Below are 18392 nucleotides of genomic sequence, written 5' to 3' on the forward strand. Positions count from 1 at the left end.
CCGCTACTGCGTGTCGCTCGTCGTCGGTTCGACCGGCCGGGTGAAGACGTTCTCGCTGATCTTGGTCCACCCCTCGTCGGGGTCGAGCTGTGTGTCGACGGCGGCATCGGAGAGCACCGTGTACCGGTTGACGCTGTCGCTCAGGGTCACCTGGTCGCCGTCGCCGCAGGCGCGGAACGGCTCGGTCGCGGCGAACACGATGATGCAGATGCGTGGCTGCCCCTGCTCGGTCGCCGACGCCAGGAAGATCTCCGTATCGCCCTGCACCGCGACGAGCCGCGTCGAATCGGCATCGATCGCGAGTGGATCGTCGCTTCCGCCGCCGGGCGTGCTCACCGGGAGTCGATCCTGGTCGGTCTGGTCACGTTCCAGGTCCGCATAGCTCTGACCCGAGGCGGCGCACGCGCTGAGCCCGACAGCCAAGGTCAGCGCGGCGATTCCAGCGGCAATGCGTCGATGCATGTGACGTCCCCCGAGGTCGATTCCCGACAGCCTACGACTTCTGCTCCCTGCGGCCCGCTGCGACGCCCGCGTCTCGGCTGGCGAGCATGATCGCGATGATCCCGAGGAAGACCGGGGCGACCACCCCGCCGAGTCCGTCGAGGATCGAGAGGAACGGTGCGAACCGCGACGCGTCGGACCCTGCCGCGACGACGACGACCAGCTGCACGACCCGCACCGCAGCCGCGGCGACGAGTACCCAGAGGGGCGCGAGGTGCCACGGGCGGGGCACGATCCCGGCGCGGGCGATTTGCGTGGTGGCGATCGCGGCCAGCACGAAGCTGACGATCAGGTCGACGTGTCCGTACCCGATCATGGAGCCGTGGCCGGGCTGGGCGGCCAGGGCGACGAGCGCGGGTGTGCCGATCGCGGTCCACACGGCGAGGCCGATCAGCGCCGCGGTGCCGAGCGGTCGCCTCGCGGTCACGCTCGTGGAACGGTCTGAGCCGATCGCGAACATGATCATCGACACGACGATCAGCAGGGTCGAGAGCAGGCTTCCGGTCGGCCCGAGGTACGACCCCACCTGCAGGAGCGGGCCGAGGAGAACCGACCCGATCATCAGTGCTCCGGCGACGATCCACACCTGCTTGGATCCTGGCGTCATCTCGTTCGTCTCCCCCATGGGCGCCCAGTCTACGGACGGGCTCGCTGCGCACGCGGAGCTCCGGTCCCTGCGCTGGTCGACGGGCGTCCCGGTCTTCGTCACCCGGGCTGTGTAGCGTGGCTCGGATGACTGATGAGCATGCCGGCCCGTACGCCACCGGATTCGTCGAGGTCGAGGGTGGTGCGTCGATCTTCTGGGAGGAGTCGGGCGTCCCGGACGGCGTTCCGGCGCTGTGGCTGCACGGAGGCCCTGGCGGTTCGCTCGGCTCCGGGTGGTATCGCTCGCACTTCGACCTGTCGCGGTACCGGCTGATCGGGATCGACCAGCGGGGGAGCGGCAAGAGCGTCCCGAACATCCTCGATGCGCGTGATCGGCTCGACGAGCACACGACCCAGCGGTTGATCGCCGACATCGAGCAGGTTCGCGTGGCGATGGGTGTGGAGCGCTGGGTGGTCGCCGGGGTCTCCTGGGGCACGACCCTCGCGCTGGCGTATGCGCAGGAGCATCCCGACCACGTGATCGCGCTGGGGCTCGTCGCGGTGACGACGACGAGCCGCGAGGAGGTCGACTGGATCACCGAGGGTGTCGGCCGCGTGTTCCCGGAGGAGTGGGCGCGGTTCGAGCGCGACAGTCGCCGCCGGGATGGCGAGCGCGTCGTCGAGGCCTACGCGCGGCGGCTGCGCGAGGGTGATGCGGCCGAGCGAACCGCTGCCGCTGCCGCCTGGGACCGGTGGGAGAGCGCGCACGTGTCGCTCGACAGCCCGGAACGTGTCGGCCAGCTCTTCGCCGATGCCCGCACGCGGGAGGCGTTCGCGACGCTCGTCACCCACTTCTGGAGTCGCGACGGCTTTCTCACCGGCGAGCAGGCGGTGCTCGCCCGGATGGGCCGGATCGCGGACATCCCGGGCGCGCTGGTCCACGGTCGCCGTGACATCAGCGGACCGGCCGTGACGGCCTGGCGCCTCCACCAACTGTGGTCGGCGAGCGAGCTGACGATCGTCGAGGCCGAGGGCCACGGCGGAGCGGAGGAGAGCGCGGTGCTGCGTGCGGCGCTTGACCGCTTCAAGACCCTCGCTCCCTGAGCATCCCGGCTCGCCGCTCCCTGAGCGTGTCGAAGGGCCCCGCTCTCTCAGCCGCGCCCGCTCCGGAAACCCAACCACCCCGGTCCCTGAGCCTGTCGAAGGGCTCCCCGGCCCACCCACCTCCCCTTCCATGACACCGGCCCATGCAACACTCGTCGCATGGAACCCGAGGTCGAGATCCGCGTCGCGACGCCGGCCGATGCCGCCGGGCTGGCCGAGCTCAAGCTGGCGATGTCACCTCCAGCGGCCCCGCTCGCGGACTGGGAACGGGCCCTGTTCTCCCACGACCTGACCTCGTGGATCGCCGTCGACCCCGACTCCCGGGTGTGCCTGGTGGCCGTGGTCGACGATCAGGTCGTCGGGATGGCGTGGCTGGTCGTGTTCTCTCGCGCCCCGAACATCGGCGCGCTCCGCCGCCTCACGGGCGACGTGCAGAGCGTCTTCGTCCGCCCCGAGTTCCGCGGCCGTGGCATCGCCGGCCGGCTCGTCGACGGCCTGCTCGATGCAGCACGTGCTCGCGACATCGGACGGGTCTCCGTCAGCTCGAACGAGAACGGCGCCTCGGTCTACCGCCGTGCCGGCTTCGAGGAGGCGCCGCTCCTCCTCGAGTGGCGGGCCGAGTCGGACGGTTCCCACTAGCGTCACGATCTCCGCTGGCGGCGGTCGACGCGCTCGTCGGACGCGGCCCGACCCGTCCCACAAACGACGAATCGCCCTGATCCGCGATCCGAGCAACAGCTCGGGGCGGGTCAGGGCGATTCGCGATGCGGGGTGTCTTACATGTCGCGGTAGCGCTTGGCCTCGGCGACGAGTTCGCGCAGCTTGTCGGCGTCGACGTCCGGGCCGTAGCCGGGGGTGTCGCGCTGGATGCGCCATCCTTCGGCGAGGGCGCCGATGTCGAGGGGCTCGAAACCGAAGGAGTCGATGAGTGCGGCGACGGTGGCCTTCGCGTCGGCGTCGTCACCGGCGATGACGAGGGCGCGACGGTTGGGGGTGCCGGACGGCTTGCCCTTCGTGGTGAGGTCGGCGGCGTAGATGTGGTTGAACGCCTTCACGACCTTCGACTCGGGGAGGTGCGCCTGCAGCATCTCGGCCGTGGTGGTCGTCTCCTCGTCGAGCTCGGCGATGTGGCCGTCGCGCTCGGGGTAGTAGTTGTTGGTGTCGATGACGACCTTGCCGACGAGCGGTGCGACGGGCACGGTGTCGATCGCGTGCAGCGGGATGGTGACGATGACGATGTCGCCACGCTCGGCCGCGTCGAGGGCGGTGCCTGCGGTGGCGTGTTCGCCGAGCTCCGAGACGAGGTCCGCGAGCGTCTCCGGTCCGCGCGAGTTGGACACGATGACGTCGTGACCCTGCGCCACCGTGAGGCGTGCGAGCTGAGAGCCGATGTTTCCTGAACCGATGATTCCGATGGTTGTCATGTTGAGGGGAACGGTTCCGGCGGGGTGGGGCATTCCTGCGCTCAGCGATTCTCAGCGGACGTTCATCCGCGGCGGTCCGGTCGTGTGGTCCGGTCGTCAGTCGGCGGCAGCGACGCCCAGGAGCGCGCCGATCGCCGCATCGAGTCTGGTCCGGACCTCGCTCTCGGGTTCCGGGTCGTAGCCGAGTTGGGAGGCGACGCCGCCGGCGAGCGCCCAGACTGCCCAGGCGGCGGTGTCGGGATCGACCCAGGCCGGGATCTCGCCCTCCGCGCTTCCGCGGGCGATGAGCGACGCGATGAGGCCACGGAGTCGCGCGTCGCTCTCGGCGATGGCGGCGGCGATGTCCGCATCGACCAGTGCGACCTCCGCGAACACCTCACCCTGGCGGTGCGCGGCCCGGCGCGGTTCATCGAGGGGGAGGACGCCGATGAACAGGTCGACGAGCCACCGTCGCAGGTTCGGGCGGCCGGGCTCGCCGGACGGCAGGGGCGCCGACGTGTCGCGGAGTCGGGTGAACGCCGCCGCGACCATCCGCTGCTTGCTCGGGAACGCCTTCTGGACGGAGCCGAGCGAACAGCGGTCCTCGCTCGCGACCGCGCGGAACGACAGCGCACCGAGGCCTGACCGCGCGACGATCCGCAGCGCCGCATCGGCGAGTTCGGTCTGGCGGTCGGTCAGGTCCACGTTCTCAGGGTAGGGCTGGGGAGCCGGTCGCTGCTGTTCCGCCCGGCCGCGACGGTGTCCGCCGACCGAGGAACACCGCATAGCCGAGCATGACGAGGCAGGCGGCGCCGAGTCCGATGAGCGATCGGGTGTCGGTCGCGTCGCCGCCGATGAAGGTGACGAAGTTCCAGGCGGCGTGCCAGGCGATCGCGGGCCACAGGCTGCCGGTGAGGACGAGGAGTTGCGCGGCGACGAGACCGAAGAGCGCCGCGAACGCCACCTGCAGGATGGAGGAGCCGAGGTCGGCGCCGCCCGCGAGGTTCGCCAGGTGCAGGACGCCGAAGAGGACGGAACTCCCGACGATCGCCGTACGAGAGCTGCGTGCGCGGAGGATCGCGAACACGATGCCGCGGAACCAGGTCTCCTCGTTCAGCGCGACAGCGACCACGAGCGCGGCGTATGCCGCGATGGCCGGTGCGTCGACCCGGACACCCTGGGTGCCGAGGATGATCAGGACCGTCGCGGCGGCCGGGACGAACCACAGCGCGGCTCGCGCTCGCCGCGGACGCCGGAAGCCGTAGTCACTGACCCTCGGTCGCGAGAATCGCATGACGATGAGCCCGAGGATGGCTGAGGCGGCTGCGCCCGCGGCGAGGATGAACGCTCCGCCGATCTCTGTTGCCTCGGACAGTTGTGCCGCGGCAGATGCGCCCGCCGTGAACACGACGGGGACGAGCGCGAGGGCGATGGCGGCGAACCACGGAGCGCGCAGGTGCCAGCTCGCGGTGGGGTGGTCGCCGGGCTGTTGCTCCTCGGTTGAGGCGGTCGGTGCGGAGGGTGAGGCGGAGCGAGGGGGCATGGCCAAAGAATACACATGTATTCCGAGAGGTGGAGCTACCTGAAGCGATCGGCTGCGGCGCGGCCCGCCCGGACCGATGCATGGGCAGCGCTGCCCATCGCCGAGCGGATCGGCGCTCGGTACCGTGCGAGTGTCGGGTCAATCAGAGGAGCAGCCATGCAGATCACACGTCGAAACCAGTCCATCGCTTCGGCCGGTGCGCGCGTGCGTGGTGTCGGGTCGGGTCGAGGCGTGAGCAGGTCATTCCGAGCTCGTCGGCTCGGCGTGGTTGCCACCGGTGCGCTCCTGGCGGTGGTGATGTCGGGTTGCGCGACCCTCCCGTTCGCCCAATCCGCGCCGGATGCCGCCGCCCCCTCTGCGGCCGTCGAGCCGTCCGAGGCCCCGACGGTCGACGTGGTGTCGAAGCTGCTGACCATCGACGACCTTCCCACCGGCGGGTGGGCTCTGCAGCCCACGGACTCGAGCGAGCCGGAGACCTCCACCGACAAGGCCGAGACGACCGTCTGCCAGGGCAACCTGGCCAGCGTCCTCGGAACCGAGGAACCGCCGACGGTCTCCTTCGAGCGCGCCAGGACGGTGTTCTCCGAGTCCCTGGTCCCGACGGACGATTCGGAGGCGTTGCTTGAAACGGCCGACGCCGCCGTCTCCGCGTGCTTCGGTGAGCAGACGGAGCGGATGGTCAACGGCGAGACGATCTTGATCGAGTGGGAGCCGGTCGACGTGACCGGGGTCGACGGCGCGGTGAAGGGTTACACGCTGTCCGCGTCGACCGGCTACGTCGTGACGACGTCCATTCAGATGTACCTCGTCGCGGGCGAAGGAGCGCTCGTCTCCGTCGGCGTGCTGGCCGGCAGCGTGACCCCCGACGAGCTCGCGCAGCTCACGCAGGCGGCCGTCGACAAGGTCGCTGAGTAGCCGAGCTCCCACCGGTCACTGAGCCCCCCGGTCACTGAGCTTGTCGAAGTGCGCTTTCCGACAGGCGTGAATACGCGGCGGCCCTGACGCCCGCCTCATTCCACCGGCGGCAGCAGCTCGAACGTCAGCGGCTCGGTCGCGATCCCATTCACCTGCAGCGCGATGCCGTGGGCTCCCGGGTGGTAGCGGCGGGTGGTGATCGCTCGGAACGAGTGTTCGCGGGTGAGCAGGATGTGCTCACCGGGGGCCAGCTCGGTCGTCGTGAGCTTGAACGTCTTCGTCGTCTGTGAGCCGTTCGCCTTCTGGTGGTGGACGACGTAGTCGATCGCCAGGCGGGCGGTCTCGGCGCCGGTGTTGCGCACAGTCGCGACGAATCGGACCGTTCCGCCGAACGGGATGTGGGCGCTGTCGACCGCGAAGCCTTCGACCTCCGTGGTCGCCGCTCCGAAGCCGAGGGCCGCCAGCGCGCCCGGGTTCCCGCGCTTCACGAGGGTGCGCAGCGCGTGGCGGACGAGCGCCGGAGTGTTGACGTCGGGGTCGGAGAGCCAGCGGTCGGCGGTCGCGACGACGAGCTCGGGGTCGTCGCGGCTGAGGTCGTTGAGGTGGTTGGCGACCGAGCGGCGCACGTACTCGCTCGGGTCGCGGTAGAGGGCGTCGAGGATCGGAACGGTGACGCCCGGGTTCGCGACGATCTCACGCACGCGCACGGCCCACGGCAGGTAGGGGCGGGTGCCCTCGCTCGCGAGGCGGCGGACGTGCTCGTTGTCGGAGGTGGTCCAGTCGAGGACGATCGCGAGTGCGCGGTCGAGGTCGTGGCGGAGCAGGGTGCGGATGGCGAACTCGGCGCTGAGGCGGTCGGTGAGTTCGGCGAGGAGCCGCATGGCGTCGTCGAAGGCCTCGGGCGTCCCTTCTTCCACCCCACGGACCGCGACCGCGCTGGTCACCGGCCAGATGAGCCAGCCGGTGAACGCGGGGTCCGAGGCCTGGGCGGTGCGGACGACACCGGCGAGCGTCGCGTAGTCGCCCGGGACGTCCTCGAGCACGGCGTCGCGCAGGAGGTCGGCGCGCTCCCGGAGGGCGAGGCCGTCGAGCCGCTCGGCTGCTTGGGCCGTCGCCTCGAACGGCTTCCCCGGCGCGGCCTCCTGGAGCGAGCGGGTGAGGGTGCGGGCGACGGCGGTGCCGAGGAGCTCGTCTGCGAAGGGCATACGGCGATCTTGGCCTGTGCCGCTGACAGCTGTGCTGGGCCTGGGTTGAGTTGCCCGGAAGTGTTCTCAATCCGCGCAATTTTTCGACAGATCCAGGCGACTCAAGATGCGTGGGCCCCGCCGCCTGTCCTGAGTCGCCCGAAACTGTTCCGATCTCGCCCGATTCGCAACACATTCAGGCAACTCAGCGGGGTTGGACGCCGCGGCACTCGGCACTTCCGACGCCATCAACGAGGTCGGGTCGACACCCAACCGGCCCAGTGTCAGACTCGGAACGTGACGATCGGCGACCGACAACAGCACTCCCCGCAGCTCAGCGGCGGGCTCCACGGAGCTGATCACGACCTCCTCGAACGCCTCAACGCGGCACATGCCGAAGCCCAGATGGTCGGATGGGACTTCTCGCGGTTGGACGACGCGCTGATCTCTGACAGTCCATGGTGGGACTTCGAAACCGACTGCCTGCACGCGCTGCGTGACTCACGCATCGGAGCCGTGGATCTGGGAACAGGCGGCGGAGAGCGGTTGTCCGCGCTCCTGGAGTCGCTCTCCCGGGAGTCAGCACGCCCGCCCCTGGTCGTCGCTACTGAAGGATGGCAGCCCAACGTCCCGGTCGCGCGAGCGCGACTCGCGCCCCAGCGTGTAGCGGTCCTGCAGTACGACTCGGATGCCGGCGACGTCCTCGACCTCGCCGACCAGAGCCAGGACCTGGTGATGTCTCGGCACGAGTCCTACGACGCGGCCGAGGTCGCCCGCGTCTTGGCCCCCGGCGGCAGGTTCCTGACCCAACAGGTTGACGGCTTCGACGCGCCCCAGATCCATGAATGGTTCGGGAGTGAGTACGCCCACCCCGATGTCACCGTCGATGCCCACGCGGAGGCCCTGCGGGAGGTGGGGATGCGGATCGACCAGGTCGACCACTGGGAGGGATCGATGCAGTTCAAGGATGCTGTCGCTCTCGTCACCTACATCGGCCTCGTCCCGTGGGACGCTCCTGACTTCACCGTGGAAGCGCATGCTCAGCGACTCTCCGAGTTGAACGCCGCAGCCCCCATCACCGTGACGCAGCGCCGGTTCCGGGTCTACGCCACCAAGGAGTAGCGGCCGACCGACGTTCTGCCTCCGTTCACCCGGTCGCGATAGCCTGGCGCGCATGACTGCATCGCTGACTGCCCTGGCCGAAGAACTCACGCGTCGGGGCCTCGTCGCCTCGCCCGAGGTGGAGGACACGTTCGTCTACGGGCTCGCCCGTGCTCAACGTCGACCCCGAGCCCGAGGAGCAGGAGGTCGAGCCGGAGCCGGCGGCGCTCGCCGACTTGGCCCAGCGGGTGTTGTCCATCCCGGCGGCGGAGTGGAAGGTGCTGCTCGACCGCGTGGTGTCGGAGATCGAAGAGTCCGACGAGCTGGACGAGGTCGTCGAGACCGCCGAGCTCCGCGAAGACCTCGTGCTGCGCTCCGTGATCGTCTTCATCGACGCCGTGCTGCTGTCGTTCGACGCGCCGAAGCAGTTCCCCGACAGCTCGGTGCTCGTGCAGCTCGACGCCGATCTCGCGTTCGAGGCCGTCGAGGTCGAGGCTGACGATGACGACGAAGAGGGTGGCGAGACGATCGAGTTCTCCACCGTCGAGGAGCTGGTCCGCCGCCTCTCGATGTGAGGCGGACGCCGGTCTCGCGGATCCCGTGTCTCCTCCGGTCCTGGAGGTTGTCAAAGGACTGACACGTGTACTTTGGAAAGCCATTCGACGAGTCGTACTCGGCCTGACCACTCTTCTCGTAGCAGCGTCGCTCCTGCCATGCGCGTACTCGGCCGGAGGGTGTTAGCAAACTAATCCAATGAACCACGGGGTCTTCGGGCTCGACTTCCCGGGACTGGGGGTAGCTGCTCTGATGCTCGTTCTCTTACCAGCAAGGATCGCGGTGGTGCTAGTCGGGTGTCACCGCTGTATCAGCCCGTTGGGGAGACCTGGTACCGCACGCGCGATTTCGGTCGCGCACCAGGTCGCCACCAAATCTCCCGAGCCGACGACAACGGCGTCTGGCGGCGTTATACCTCACCGCGAGGAACTGTTTCAGGAGTCTCAGGCTCATCTCCCTGGGTCCTTATCTGTTCCTCGAGGCGAGCTTGCTCTGCCGCTCTCGCCTGAGGAGAGTGGGGGTTCAGTACGAATAGAGGATTGGCTTCGGGAACCGGCGCTTGATACGCGAGCGCATTTCGGCCGATCAGGTTGCTGCTCGTCAGGTGCCGCTTCACCGCCTCGACGCTGGTCCAGTCGCTCCCCACAGCAATCGCGCGCGCGAACGCAAGCACACGCTCTCTGATTGAGTCGATCACCGCCTGCTCCAGGACAACGGTGTTGGGCGCGGGTGTACCCAGCGGATCATAGAACCGCGACGGATGAACTAGGACGGAGACCGCAGTGCAGTCGTGACCATAATTCTGACGATGCCAATTGACGTGACCTGAAGCCTGATCTAGTTCTGACTTTATGATCCTGGCATCACTGCGATGTACGCCGGTCTTCAGTTCGATGAGTATCTGGGTCGCTTCGGAGACCGACCAGAGAACATCCGGTCCCGTGTTGTAACGCTTGTCAGGTCTGTCCGCTTCGAATCCGAGGTGGTAGCCCAAGTCTTCGAAAGCCTGCTCTGCTGCCTCGACAGCTGCCTGATCACGATCGTAGACGATCGCGTTCAGTATCGTTGTGAAGCCGAGGAGGAGCTCTACGCCGGTGGCATACCTTTCAGTGAGAAACTCACTTGCGGCATTCGCCTGAGCTGAGCTCGGTCGGATGACCCGAACCGGGACTGCCGTCAGAGGCATCATCACGTTGATGTTCGCCAGCCGCGCTTCCTGCAAAATGGTCTGGGCACGATCGGGATCGTAGCGATGCGCGTACGATGCCGCTTCCTCCTGATACCACGCCCGTTCATACGGCTTCAGGCCCCGGAGACCATCGGAAAGTATCTGCTCTGCATCGTGGGGACGGCCGGCTCGAGCAAGGTCGAATCCTCTTCTACGAGCGACCGCAACCTCGGTTACACGACCGGCGCGGTCGTACTCGACTCCCGCCGTCGCGGCTCGGCTCAGGCGTCGCCACTCCGAGTCGCGGCTCAGGAACAGGATCAGCGCGTCACGGACCGCTGAGAGCCCCTCGCCCTGGATTTGACCCGCGAGTTCGAGGCTGAGATCGATCTGAGCGCGTGTTGCCGGCGAATAGTGCTGGCGTGCTGCGGGTGAGCGCAGAGAGAGCGCCAGAGTGCTCCCAAGCAACAACACTGCTGAATAGTCCTCAGCGTCTCGAATTCCTCTGCCCATGCCCTGTTCGATTCGCTGCGTTTGACGTGCCGCGAACGTGTCTGTACCGGCAAGAGCGGCTGCCGCTCGCGCATCGCCGGGGCTCAACGGAAACGGCACCCCGTCGATGACCAGAAGCCTGCACGCATCGTCAGGCAAGTCCACCCCGTCATACTTATTCACGAGGACCACAACACCGAGCCATTCGCCAGATTTGAGGCGATGAATTGCGGCGTCGAGATCGCGGACTCTGTAAGTGTGATCGGCGTATGGGGCCCATTCGGTCGCGCGCGCATTAGATGGCACTAGGACGATCACGTTGATGCGCTTCGGCTCATCCTCTTGCCCGTCAGCAGCCCACTGTCCCCTCGAGAACTCCTTCACCATCTCGCGAACGGCGTCTTCCCCCAGGGACGGGTTAAGTGCCAGTGGGGCGAGGATAAGCCGATCGCCAAGATCCGCCGCGCGGTCCGGTGTCACTGGGGTCATCACGTCATCGGGGTCTGCGCCGAGATCAGTGACCAAGACTCCATCGTCTGAGAGCGTCGCGGTCAGGTACACACGGCGGGCGGCATTGCTGAAGGACGGGATCATCTCGATCGGCGAGCAAGGCGGCGAGATTTCGATCGATTGGCTAGTGATAGTCATGGCGCATAGATCCAACAGGGGAGACACGAGCGGCCACGAAAAGTAGATCCACTTCTGCTCATGGTCACGGCCGAGCGGATCGAGCAACTCCCTCACGCTGTCTTGCTGCGCTGACCATGCCCAAAAGGGCACTCGCAACGGAGGCCCGCCGAAACCGTTGTCGATTGCGTGCCAAGCTGACGGGCTCTGATCTTTCAGAGATTCCCCGAATAGATCCAGGAGGTCGCGATAAGCGTCCTCAGTTCGCGGAACGGTGACCCTGAACTGCTGCTCCGCGATCGCGAGAGCTGAGTGAGCATCGTCGAGAATAACCAATCCAAGCGGGAACGATGCATGGGCTCCTCCCGCGACACCGAAGACGCTTCGTCCGTTGACAAGCTTCTGCAGGGTGGTGACCAGAATCGCTTTGCTGGCCCGGAAGTCCTCGTTATAGAAATCGTCGACCGCAGGGATGCCCAACTCATCCGCCGCCTTGAGTACCTGCGACGCCAAATACGTATCGGGAGCCAGGTAAATCGCAGGGCCGATCCCCTCGTTGAGACTGGACTGTGCGATCAGCAGTCCAACTACCGTCTTGCCGCCGCCGGTGTTCTGCTTAATCACAACGTCACGCTGGGCCCGCTTCTCGCTGTGCCAGACTTTCAGCACCTCGCCCTGTTCGAGACGGAGCCGCGGCCACGGCTTGTTCGGTAGCGCGTCGAAGATGTCCCTGGGGTTCGTGACAGGCTCCCCGGAACGGATATTTAAGCTCTTCAGATTGATTGGCATGAGTACCCCCGATTTCGCGCCAGCTTCTCGAACGAAGCATATCGAGCACGGCGAGAGCCTGCGCGCATGAACTACTCGATCGGCGTTGATGGGTGACCCGGCTCGATCCGTTTGGGGGCATTGTTTGATTCATTTGATAGAATCAGAGCATTCGCAGTATCTTTGCGACTGCGCCCGTGAGCACGAGTACGGAGTTTGGAAGGCCACTGCCTCAGACAGTCACTTGTCTCTATCGGCGCGTGTGACCAGGGTGCGAAGTCCCGCATTGGAATTTGGGGCGTAGACGCGGTCGAGTCCGTTGGGTGGCTGTCAGAGTGGTCGCACCGATGATGCCCAGTCAGGCCACAGCGAATCCGAGCGGCATGCCGTCCGCCGCGGCCGGCGCCTATCTTCGCGAGCACGAGACATCTGATTCGAAGTGGTCCAGGATGCTCCAGATCGCGCGCCCGGACTCTCGGGCTTGAGATGCTTGTACGAACGCCTAAGCGGCGTCACGCACGTTGGAAGCCGCTTCGGAACTGCGTTTACGACACCACCGAGTGGGAGCTTGGGGCCGCTCGGGTCGGCGACGGTCGCGATCCCGGCACAAGCGGCCGCACCTAGCGCTGTGATACCCAGGCCTTCGCTGATGGTGCGCAGCGCGTTCGACGCCGGTGAACCGATTGTTGCCCTTGCCAGCTGCGTAGTGCTCTGGCCCAGTTCTGCCTTGACGATCGCTGCTGCTGCTGCTGCTTCGGGAGCGGCGTGCTCGGTATCCGTCGTGCACTGGTGCAATTGATGGACATACGGTAGCGATCTCGAGCGGCACGTTCTGATGGCCCAGGGCAGGCTTGCCGTCTGCCCGACGACCTACTTGTTCTCCGTCAGCCCATCCACACCAGACGCGGAGCACGACACCGAGGCGTACGCGCCCGTCGAGGTCTGCTCGGCGACCACATCGCCGTCGACGGTGATCTTGCAGCTGACGGAGCCGGTGTCCTCGGCGCCGTTGGTCGCGATGAGGGAGAACGCGGTGAAGTCGGTGTCGCTTCCCGCTGTGACGGTGAGTTCCTTGATGAAGGGAAGAGCCTGGCCCGTCGCCTGCTCGGTCCCGTTGGTACCGGCCGTGTAGGTGGAGTAGACGATGGAGGCGTCAGTGGCGGTGCCGTTGACCTCGTAGACGACGGACACTTCCTTGATGGCGGCCGCGGAGGACTCTGCTTTCGTGGTCTTCACGGCGTCGCTGACGAGTCCGGCGAACCCGGCCGTGTAGGTGATCGCGAGGATGATGCTCAGGACGATCGCGATGGCCGAGACGATCGTGCTGCCGAGCACGAGGCCGACGAGCCCCACGAACCCGGCGATGTAGTTGAGGATCGGGATGAACGCACCGACGAGCGCGAACCCACCGACGATGAGAGCGGCGATGCCAAGTCCGTTGCCGCGCTTGCCGGTTTTGACGGGAGCCGGGCCTGGCACGGGGAGCGGGTAGGGCTGGTTCTGGGCGGGCGGCTGGTTCGAAGACGACATGCGCGTGGGACCTCTCTGCGGCGTGGGTTCCACCGTACCGAGGTCGACGCCGCGGATCACTGCCGTCTTCGGTTCGCGGTCCATGCCGACAGCGAAGGGGCGGGGCATGTCCGCCCCGCCCCTCGGCTGACCAGCGCTCGTCGCTACCGGCTCGCGTCGTCGACGAGTGCCGTGTCGACGAACTGCTCGAAGCGCACGATGAGCCCGCCGCGGACGACGAAGTGGTGGGCCACCCGGGCGTTCAGCTCCTTGCCCGTGCCGCGGTGCGTCGCCGTGTATCGGGCGAGCACCACGACGTTCTCGCCGTCGACCACGTAGGTGTCGTCGTGCGCGGTCCAGTCGGCCCAGTCTGCGCCGAGTCGTTCCATCACGTTGCTGGTGACGCCCTCCGGCGTCCGGTACGTGCCGGCGAGCGGGAAGCCGGCCATCTCGGTCCACTCGACGTCTGGCGCGAGGGTCGCGCGCAGTGCGTCGAGGTCTCCGGCGGCGGAGGCGAGGTATTGCCTCCGCACGACGTCGCGTGGTGCCGAGGACGGCTCGGTCTTGGTGGTGTCGTTCAGCCCCATGTCATCTCACCCTTCGCGACCTTCGGGCCGATCTGAGCGGCGATGAGCATGCCCGAGGACGGGTACTGCTCGACGAGCGCCTGCGTCGCGGCAGCGCCATCGGCGGACGCCGCAACGATCGTCTCGAACGCCTGCAGGTACGAGCGCGTGTAGTCGATGGCGGTCGCGTCGTTCGCCGTGTCGGGGAGGCGGTGGCCGGCGATCACGAGCTGCGGGTCGAGGGCCTGCATCTCGTCGAGGAGGTCGATCCAGGCGGCGCGGAGTTCCGGCGTCGCCGTGTCTGCGGTCCACACGTGCTCCTGCTGGAAGAGGAGGACGCCGCCGAGGATGGCGCGGTGCTCGGCGTTCCAGAGGTACTGGCGGTCCGGGAGGGCGGCTGAGGCGCCCCTGAGCTCGAGGCGCTGGCCGTCGACGATGAGTGCGTCGCCGCTGAGCGGGGTGAGGGGGACGAGTCGGGTGGGCAGGTTCGCGCCGAGGGAGGCCCAGGCGGTCAGCTTGCCGTCGAACGACGCGTTGATGTGCTCGATGACGATGGGGGTGGCGACGAGCGCTGCGTCGGGGAAGGCATCCGCGACGACCTCGAGGCCGAAGGAGAAGTCGGGGTCGGCGTGGCTGACGAACACCGTGGTGAGCGTCTTGCCGGAGTCGAGGATGGATGCGACGAGGCGGTGGCCGTCGGCGCGGGTGAAGCCGGCGTCGACGAGGAGGGCTTCGGTTTCGCCGGTCACGAGGACGGCGGACTTATTCTTCGAACCTGCGGGGAAGTCGAGGTCGAAGACGTCGAAGTTGAGCGTCATGGTGGTGGATCCTTCGGTTGGACGAGGCTCGGTGCGCCCGAGTCGATGCCGCGGTGCGGCGTACATGACGGTACAACAAAAGCTGACTCGTCAGCTATTCCCGATCCTCGGACGGAGATCTCGCGGCCCGTCGGTGGCCTGTCCCCGGCGTCTACTGTGGAGACGTGACGACTGAGAACGAGTTCACTTCGGCGAAGGATGCTGCGAGTGATGCGCGCATCCTGGTGTTCGGTCGTCTGCTGGGCGCGGCGAACGGCCTCGAGTACCTGCTGGGCAAGGAGCTCGAGGAGCAGACCGGCCTCAGCCATTCGCTTTTCGAGCTGTTGCTGATCGTCGGCCGTGCCGGTGCCGGCGGGCTGTCGGTGCGGGACATCGCGCAGGCGAAGGTCGTCACGTCCGGTGGGGCGACGCGGCTTGTGCATCGTGCCGTCGAGCAGGGGCTGGTGAGTCGCCGGGCCTCTGCCGACGATGGCCGGGTGCAGCTCATCGAGTTGACGGCGGAGGGCGAGCGGGCGGTCGTCGAGGCTGCTGGTCTGCATGCGCGGAACATCGAGCGGCTGCTGTTGTCCGTCTTGCCGGCCGAGAACCGGGCGGTCTTCGAGGAGTCGGTGAAGCTGTTGAGCAAGCACGCCTCTGGGGCACTTCCGGTGATGCCGTAGGGCGGCTCGGCTCCTGTTCGATCTGCGGGTTCGGTGCCTGCCCTCTGGCTCGTCGATCACCTGCTTAGTTAGGCTCGCCGCATGAGTAGCGATGTCCCTCTCGTCCCGGGCGAAAACGCCTTCCCGCTCCACATCTTCGATGCCCTCGGCTTGGACCCGGTGGTGTTCAAGGACCGCATCGGCGGGTCGGTGATGGTGATCGAGAAGCGGCCTGAGGACGGGCCGGTGACGATCCTGACGTCCGGGGTGTCCCGGCTCGAGACCGACTCCGGTGAGCGGATCGAGCTCGCGGTGGAGGTCGTCGACGGTCAGCAGGGTGCCGCGATGGTCGCGCTGCGGATCGTGATCAACGAGATCGCGACCAACCGACGGGTGCCGCCGGTGCTCACGCCGTGGCGCAACGGGACGCCGTTCCTCAACGAGACGGCGATCTCTGCGCTCCTGGTGACGCCGTCGCGCTGGGGAGCGTCGTTCGACGAGATCCGGAACGAGGCCGGCCAGGTGGTCGGACACGTGCGGACGCTGAGGCTACTCACGGACGGTGAGGCCGCGGTTGCGGGGCAGCGTGGGTGGGATGCGCTCGTTGCCGAGGTGGGGTCGGTGGATGCGTTGTTGGACGTGGAGCGGGTGGAGCCGTTCGGAACTCTGACTGAGGCTTGAGGCTTGAGGCTCGAGGCCCCGCGTATAATCTCGCCCTTCTCGGGAGCCGGTGCCGCGGCCGACATATGGTCGGCACGTTTGCGTCGCCTGGCGCCTTGGACCTAGGTCTGATGACTGCATCGCTGACTGCCCTGGCCGAAGAACTCACGCGTCGGGGCCTCGTCGCCTCGCCCGAGGTGGAGGACACGTTCGTCTACGGGCTCGCCCGCGACGCCGAGGTCATGCTCAACGTCGACCCCGAGCCCGAAGAGCAGGAAGTCGAGCCGGAGCCGGCGGCGCTCGCCGACTTGGCGCAGCGGGTCCTCTCAACGCCGACGGCGGAGTGGAAGGTGCTGCTCGACCGCGTGGTGTCGGAGATCGAGGAGTCCGACGAGCTGGACGAGGTCGTCGAGACCGCCGAGCTTCGCGAAGACCTCGTGCTGCGCTCCGTGATCGTCTTCATCGACGCTGTACTGCTGTCGTTCGACGCGCCGAAGCAGTTCCCCGACAGCTCGGTGCTCGTGCAGCTCGACGCCGACGTCGCGTTCGAAGCCGTCGAGGTCGAGCCCGACGAGGAGCTCGTGCGCCGCCTCTCGATGTGAGTGCGGCGTCGGTCGCTGGGCCCGTGTCTCCTTCGATCCGTGAGCGTTTCGGAGGGGTGTCCGTGACCTCCACATCCCCGGTCCCTGAGCTTGTCGAAGGGCAGACATGGGCACGGTGACACGCGTCGTTCGACAACCCGTCCTCTGGGCAGTCCTCGGCCTGACCGCCCTCTACATCGCGCTCATCCTGCTGATCGTCACGAACTTCGACGGCGGCTGCCGCGAGTCGTATCCGATGAGCTGCCAATTCCTGGAACTCGACCTGCCGGGCTTGCTCACCACGGTGCTTCTCCTCGCGGTCGTCGCTGTCGACGCCGGTATCTGCGCCGCGCGTCCGCGATCGGTCGCGAGAGGAGCGCTGCTCGCTGCGCTCGGAGCCGGAGTCGTCGCCATCATGGTCCTGGGTTTCGACCTGTCGACGAATCCCGCTTGGGAGTGGCGGTACTGACTGCGAGTCGCCCGGTCAGTTGTGACGTTCCTGCCGCCCTGAGGCCGGTGCTGTCGACTTCGTCACGAGTTGTGACGCGGTGGGCTCGTGGAGGGCATCGAGTCCGTCGACACCGTCCGCAGGACTCTCTTCGCGAACGACCCGGCCCCCGTGCCCTCCGTCTCCGCAACCGAACGCGCGTACCGCCTCGAGGCATTGCAAAGCCTGTTGGGGTTGGTGCGAAGAAACGTCACTGAGGTCAACTGGTCGAGGCAAACTGGTTGACCATTGAATCGATCAGAGCCTCAAAGTCCGATCCCCGAGTCATGGCACTCAATTTCGAGGGTCTAGCCGAGGCGCGCTCCGCCACGATCAACGCTTCCGGTTCGAGGTACAGCCAATCTCGCGACTCGACGAAGTCCTCGGAGCCGTACGCATGGCGGCCGATGGTATCGGCGATGCGTTGCTCGTTCTCCGCAGCAAAAGTTCGAATGATCTCGACGACACGCGGTCTCTCGTCGATCTTGTAAGAGGTCATAAGCGTCTCGAGCAGGCCACTTGGCCGAGTGGCGCGGGAACGCCCATCAATTAGACCGTCGAGAACCGATGTCAGATCCTCGTAGACGCGGGTGTCCTCAAACTCTGGTTTGACTGCAAGGGCGTCGAGCATGAGATCCACCTCCGAATCGAACAGCTCAGCAAGAACGATGAGACGCAACATCCTACGCTCGAGCTCTGACGTCAGCTCGATGGGACCTTTGTATCGAACGCGGTGATCCACGATGTACCAAGCGTCAGAGGCCGCAGTGCGGACTTGCACCTCGACCTTAACTGGTGAACTGCCACTGTCTGTGATGGACGCGTCCCGCAAGTCGAACTGGTTGGACTCATACTTCAGTTCGTCGGGTCGAGAGACGCGCCGGTCGACTTTTGGGTCCCAGACAGTCTGGCTTTCGAGCAACTCAGTGAATTCGTGCACACCGCGCTTCGTGGGGAAAATTGCCTTTAGTGCCACAAGATCGCCCAGGCTGTCCCATGTTCGTGGCGAACTGGGGTTCTTGAATACCTTACCAAGCACGCTGCGGTGGGTCTTAACGCGACCAGACACCACCGCGCCTTTGTCTACACTCCTTGCAAGCTTCTCGATTAACTCTGTCCATCTGACTAGGGCGGCATCTAGATATGGGCGTTCAGTGAAGTAGCGGTCGGATATCGGATTGGTCATG

20 protein-coding genes are annotated in these 18392 nt (G+C 66.7%); 9 read left to right on the top strand and 11 right to left on the bottom strand.

Going from position 1 to position 18392, the window contains the following annotated elements; translation table 11 throughout:
• Positions 1-3: 3 nt before the first annotated feature.
• Positions 4-462, bottom strand: coding sequence for a hypothetical protein (locus ASF68_RS16235; protein WP_056013616.1), 459 nt, complete (start codon positions 460-462; stop codon positions 4-6).
• A gap of 31 nt (positions 463-493) precedes the next feature.
• Positions 494-1126 carry a hypothetical protein gene (locus tag ASF68_RS16240; protein ID WP_056013619.1) on the bottom strand — a complete coding sequence of 211 codons (633 nt, stop codon included), beginning with the start codon at positions 1124-1126 and terminating at the stop codon, positions 494-496.
• 107 nt (positions 1127-1233) lie between these two features.
• On the opposite strand from ASF68_RS16240, the gene ASF68_RS16245 reads away from it, so the two are divergent.
• Positions 1234-2190, top strand: a complete 957-nt coding sequence (locus ASF68_RS16245) for an alpha/beta fold hydrolase (RefSeq protein WP_056013622.1) — start codon at positions 1234-1236, stop codon at positions 2188-2190.
• Positions 2191-2349: 159 nt separating this feature from the next.
• Positions 2350-2829 carry a GNAT family N-acetyltransferase gene (locus ASF68_RS16250; RefSeq protein ID WP_056013625.1) on the top strand — a complete coding sequence of 160 codons (480 nt, stop codon included), beginning with the start codon at positions 2350-2352 and terminating at the stop codon, positions 2827-2829.
• A gap of 137 nt (positions 2830-2966) precedes the next feature.
• Here ASF68_RS16250 and ASF68_RS16255 read toward each other — a convergent pair whose 3' ends face one another.
• From ASF68_RS16255 to ASF68_RS16265, 3 genes are all read right to left on the bottom strand, one after another.
• Positions 2967-3614: an NADPH-dependent F420 reductase gene (locus tag ASF68_RS16255; RefSeq protein ID WP_056013628.1), complete on the bottom strand. Its 648-nt coding sequence runs from the start codon at positions 3612-3614 to the stop codon at positions 2967-2969.
• 96 nt (positions 3615-3710) lie between these two features.
• Entirely contained in the window at positions 3711-4298 is a 588-nt protein-coding gene (locus ASF68_RS16260; protein ID WP_056013630.1) for a TetR/AcrR family transcriptional regulator, read from the bottom strand.
• Positions 4299-4302: 4 nt separating this feature from the next.
• Entirely contained in the window at positions 4303-5136 is an 834-nt protein-coding gene (locus ASF68_RS16265) for a CPBP family intramembrane glutamic endopeptidase (RefSeq protein ID WP_056013633.1), read from the bottom strand.
• Between the two features lie 231 nt (positions 5137-5367).
• On the opposite strand from ASF68_RS16265, the gene ASF68_RS16270 reads away from it, so the two are divergent.
• Positions 5368-6051, top strand: coding sequence for a hypothetical protein (locus ASF68_RS16270; protein WP_157580555.1), 684 nt, complete (start codon positions 5368-5370; stop codon positions 6049-6051).
• Between the two features lie 95 nt (positions 6052-6146).
• On the opposite strand, the gene ASF68_RS16275 is transcribed toward ASF68_RS16270, so the two are convergent.
• Positions 6147-7256, bottom strand: a complete 1110-nt coding sequence (locus ASF68_RS16275; protein ID WP_056013638.1) for a DNA alkylation repair protein — start codon at positions 7254-7256, stop codon at positions 6147-6149.
• Positions 7257-7532: 276 nt separating this feature from the next.
• Here ASF68_RS16275 and ASF68_RS16280 point away from each other — a divergent pair, with 276 nt between their 5' ends.
• Together ASF68_RS16280 and ASF68_RS16285 are read left to right on the top strand one after the other, a co-directional pair.
• Positions 7533-8357: a class I SAM-dependent methyltransferase gene (locus ASF68_RS16280; RefSeq protein WP_235526855.1), complete on the top strand. Its 825-nt coding sequence runs from the start codon at positions 7533-7535 to the stop codon at positions 8355-8357.
• Between the two features lie 149 nt (positions 8358-8506).
• Positions 8507-8911 (top strand): hypothetical protein, encoded by a 405-nt coding sequence (locus ASF68_RS16285; RefSeq protein WP_056013641.1) that lies wholly within the window; start codon positions 8507-8509, stop codon positions 8909-8911.
• Between the two features lie 389 nt (positions 8912-9300).
• On the opposite strand, the gene ASF68_RS16290 is transcribed toward ASF68_RS16285, so the two are convergent.
• The 4 genes from ASF68_RS16290 to ASF68_RS16305 all read right to left on the bottom strand — a co-directional run bounded on the left by ASF68_RS16290 (position 9301) and on the right by ASF68_RS16305 (position 14839).
• The gene (locus ASF68_RS16290) at positions 9301-11967 is read right to left on the bottom strand and encodes a helicase C-terminal domain-containing protein (RefSeq protein WP_056013644.1); all 2667 of its coding nucleotides are present in this window, start codon (positions 11965-11967) and stop codon (positions 9301-9303) included.
• Positions 11968-12816: 849 nt separating this feature from the next.
• Entirely contained in the window at positions 12817-13476 is a 660-nt protein-coding gene (locus ASF68_RS16295) for an MmpS family transport accessory protein (protein ID WP_162239369.1), read from the bottom strand.
• Between the two features lie 143 nt (positions 13477-13619).
• Positions 13620-14042: a nuclear transport factor 2 family protein gene (locus ASF68_RS16300; protein ID WP_056013650.1), complete on the bottom strand. Its 423-nt coding sequence runs from the start codon at positions 14040-14042 to the stop codon at positions 13620-13622.
• The gene (locus ASF68_RS16305) at positions 14033-14839 is read right to left on the bottom strand and encodes an MBL fold metallo-hydrolase (RefSeq protein WP_056013652.1); all 807 of its coding nucleotides are present in this window, start codon (positions 14837-14839) and stop codon (positions 14033-14035) included. Before ASF68_RS16305 ends, ASF68_RS16300 begins: the two co-directional genes overlap by 10 nt.
• A gap of 164 nt (positions 14840-15003) precedes the next feature.
• Here ASF68_RS16305 and ASF68_RS16310 point away from each other — a divergent pair, with 164 nt between their 5' ends.
• The 4 genes from ASF68_RS16310 to ASF68_RS16325 all read left to right on the top strand — a co-directional run bounded on the left by ASF68_RS16310 (position 15004) and on the right by ASF68_RS16325 (position 17187).
• On the top strand, positions 15004-15498 hold the full coding sequence (locus tag ASF68_RS16310; protein WP_056013656.1) for a MarR family winged helix-turn-helix transcriptional regulator: 495 nt from the start codon (positions 15004-15006) through the stop codon (positions 15496-15498).
• Positions 15499-15579: 81 nt separating this feature from the next.
• A complete protein-coding gene (locus ASF68_RS16315; protein ID WP_056013658.1) occupies positions 15580-16158 on the top strand; it encodes a suppressor of fused domain protein in 579 nt (192 codons plus the stop codon).
• A gap of 110 nt (positions 16159-16268) precedes the next feature.
• Positions 16269-16739: a hypothetical protein gene (locus tag ASF68_RS16320; protein WP_056013661.1), complete on the top strand. Its 471-nt coding sequence runs from the start codon at positions 16269-16271 to the stop codon at positions 16737-16739.
• Between the two features lie 106 nt (positions 16740-16845).
• Positions 16846-17187: a hypothetical protein gene (locus ASF68_RS16325; protein ID WP_056013664.1), complete on the top strand. Its 342-nt coding sequence runs from the start codon at positions 16846-16848 to the stop codon at positions 17185-17187.
• A gap of 238 nt (positions 17188-17425) precedes the next feature.
• Here the strand turns inward: ASF68_RS16325 and ASF68_RS16330 are convergent, their stop codons facing one another.
• On the bottom strand, positions 17426-18391 hold the full coding sequence (locus ASF68_RS16330; protein WP_082498755.1) for a RelA/SpoT domain-containing protein: 966 nt from the start codon (positions 18389-18391) through the stop codon (positions 17426-17428).
• Position 18392: the final 1 nt, after the last annotated feature.

Origin of the sequence: Plantibacter sp. Leaf314 (assembly GCF_001423185.1) — a bacterium.
GTDB lineage: Bacteria > Actinomycetota > Actinomycetes > Actinomycetales > Microbacteriaceae > Plantibacter.

Excerpts from the sequence above, each read along its gene's own strand:
- ASF68_RS16235 (WP_056013616.1), bottom strand. The coding sequence starts at position 462 with ATGCATCGACGCATTGCCGCTGGAATCGCCGCGCTGACCTTGGCTGTC.
- ASF68_RS16240 (WP_056013619.1), bottom strand. The coding sequence starts at position 1,126 with ATGGGGGAGACGAACGAGATGACGCCAGGATCCAAGCAGGTGTGGATC.
- ASF68_RS16245 (WP_056013622.1), top strand. The coding sequence starts at position 1,234 with ATGACTGATGAGCATGCCGGCCCGTACGCCACCGGATTCGTCGAGGTC.
- ASF68_RS16250 (WP_056013625.1), top strand. The coding sequence starts at position 2,350 with ATGGAACCCGAGGTCGAGATCCGCGTCGCGACGCCGGCCGATGCCGCC.
- ASF68_RS16255 (WP_056013628.1), bottom strand. The coding sequence starts at position 3,614 with ATGACAACCATCGGAATCATCGGTTCAGGAAACATCGGCTCTCAGCTC.
- ASF68_RS16265 (WP_056013633.1), bottom strand. The coding sequence starts at position 5,136 with ATGCCCCCTCGCTCCGCCTCACCCTCCGCACCGACCGCCTCAACCGAG.
- ASF68_RS16275 (WP_056013638.1), bottom strand. The coding sequence starts at position 7,256 with ATGCCCTTCGCAGACGAGCTCCTCGGCACCGCCGTCGCCCGCACCCTC.
- ASF68_RS16290 (WP_056013644.1), bottom strand. The coding sequence starts at position 11,967 with ATGCCAATCAATCTGAAGAGCTTAAATATCCGTTCCGGGGAGCCTGTC.
- ASF68_RS16295 (WP_162239369.1), bottom strand. The coding sequence starts at position 13,476 with ATGTCGTCTTCGAACCAGCCGCCCGCCCAGAACCAGCCCTACCCGCTC.
- ASF68_RS16300 (WP_056013650.1), bottom strand. The coding sequence starts at position 14,042 with ATGGGGCTGAACGACACCACCAAGACCGAGCCGTCCTCGGCACCACGC.
- ASF68_RS16305 (WP_056013652.1), bottom strand. The coding sequence starts at position 14,839 with ATGACGCTCAACTTCGACGTCTTCGACCTCGACTTCCCCGCAGGTTCG.
- ASF68_RS16315 (WP_056013658.1), top strand. The coding sequence starts at position 15,580 with ATGAGTAGCGATGTCCCTCTCGTCCCGGGCGAAAACGCCTTCCCGCTC.
- ASF68_RS16320 (WP_056013661.1), top strand. The coding sequence starts at position 16,269 with ATGACTGCATCGCTGACTGCCCTGGCCGAAGAACTCACGCGTCGGGGC.
- ASF68_RS16325 (WP_056013664.1), top strand. The coding sequence starts at position 16,846 with ATGGGCACGGTGACACGCGTCGTTCGACAACCCGTCCTCTGGGCAGTC.
- ASF68_RS16330 (WP_082498755.1), bottom strand. The coding sequence starts at position 18,391 with ATGACCAATCCGATATCCGACCGCTACTTCACTGAACGCCCATATCTA.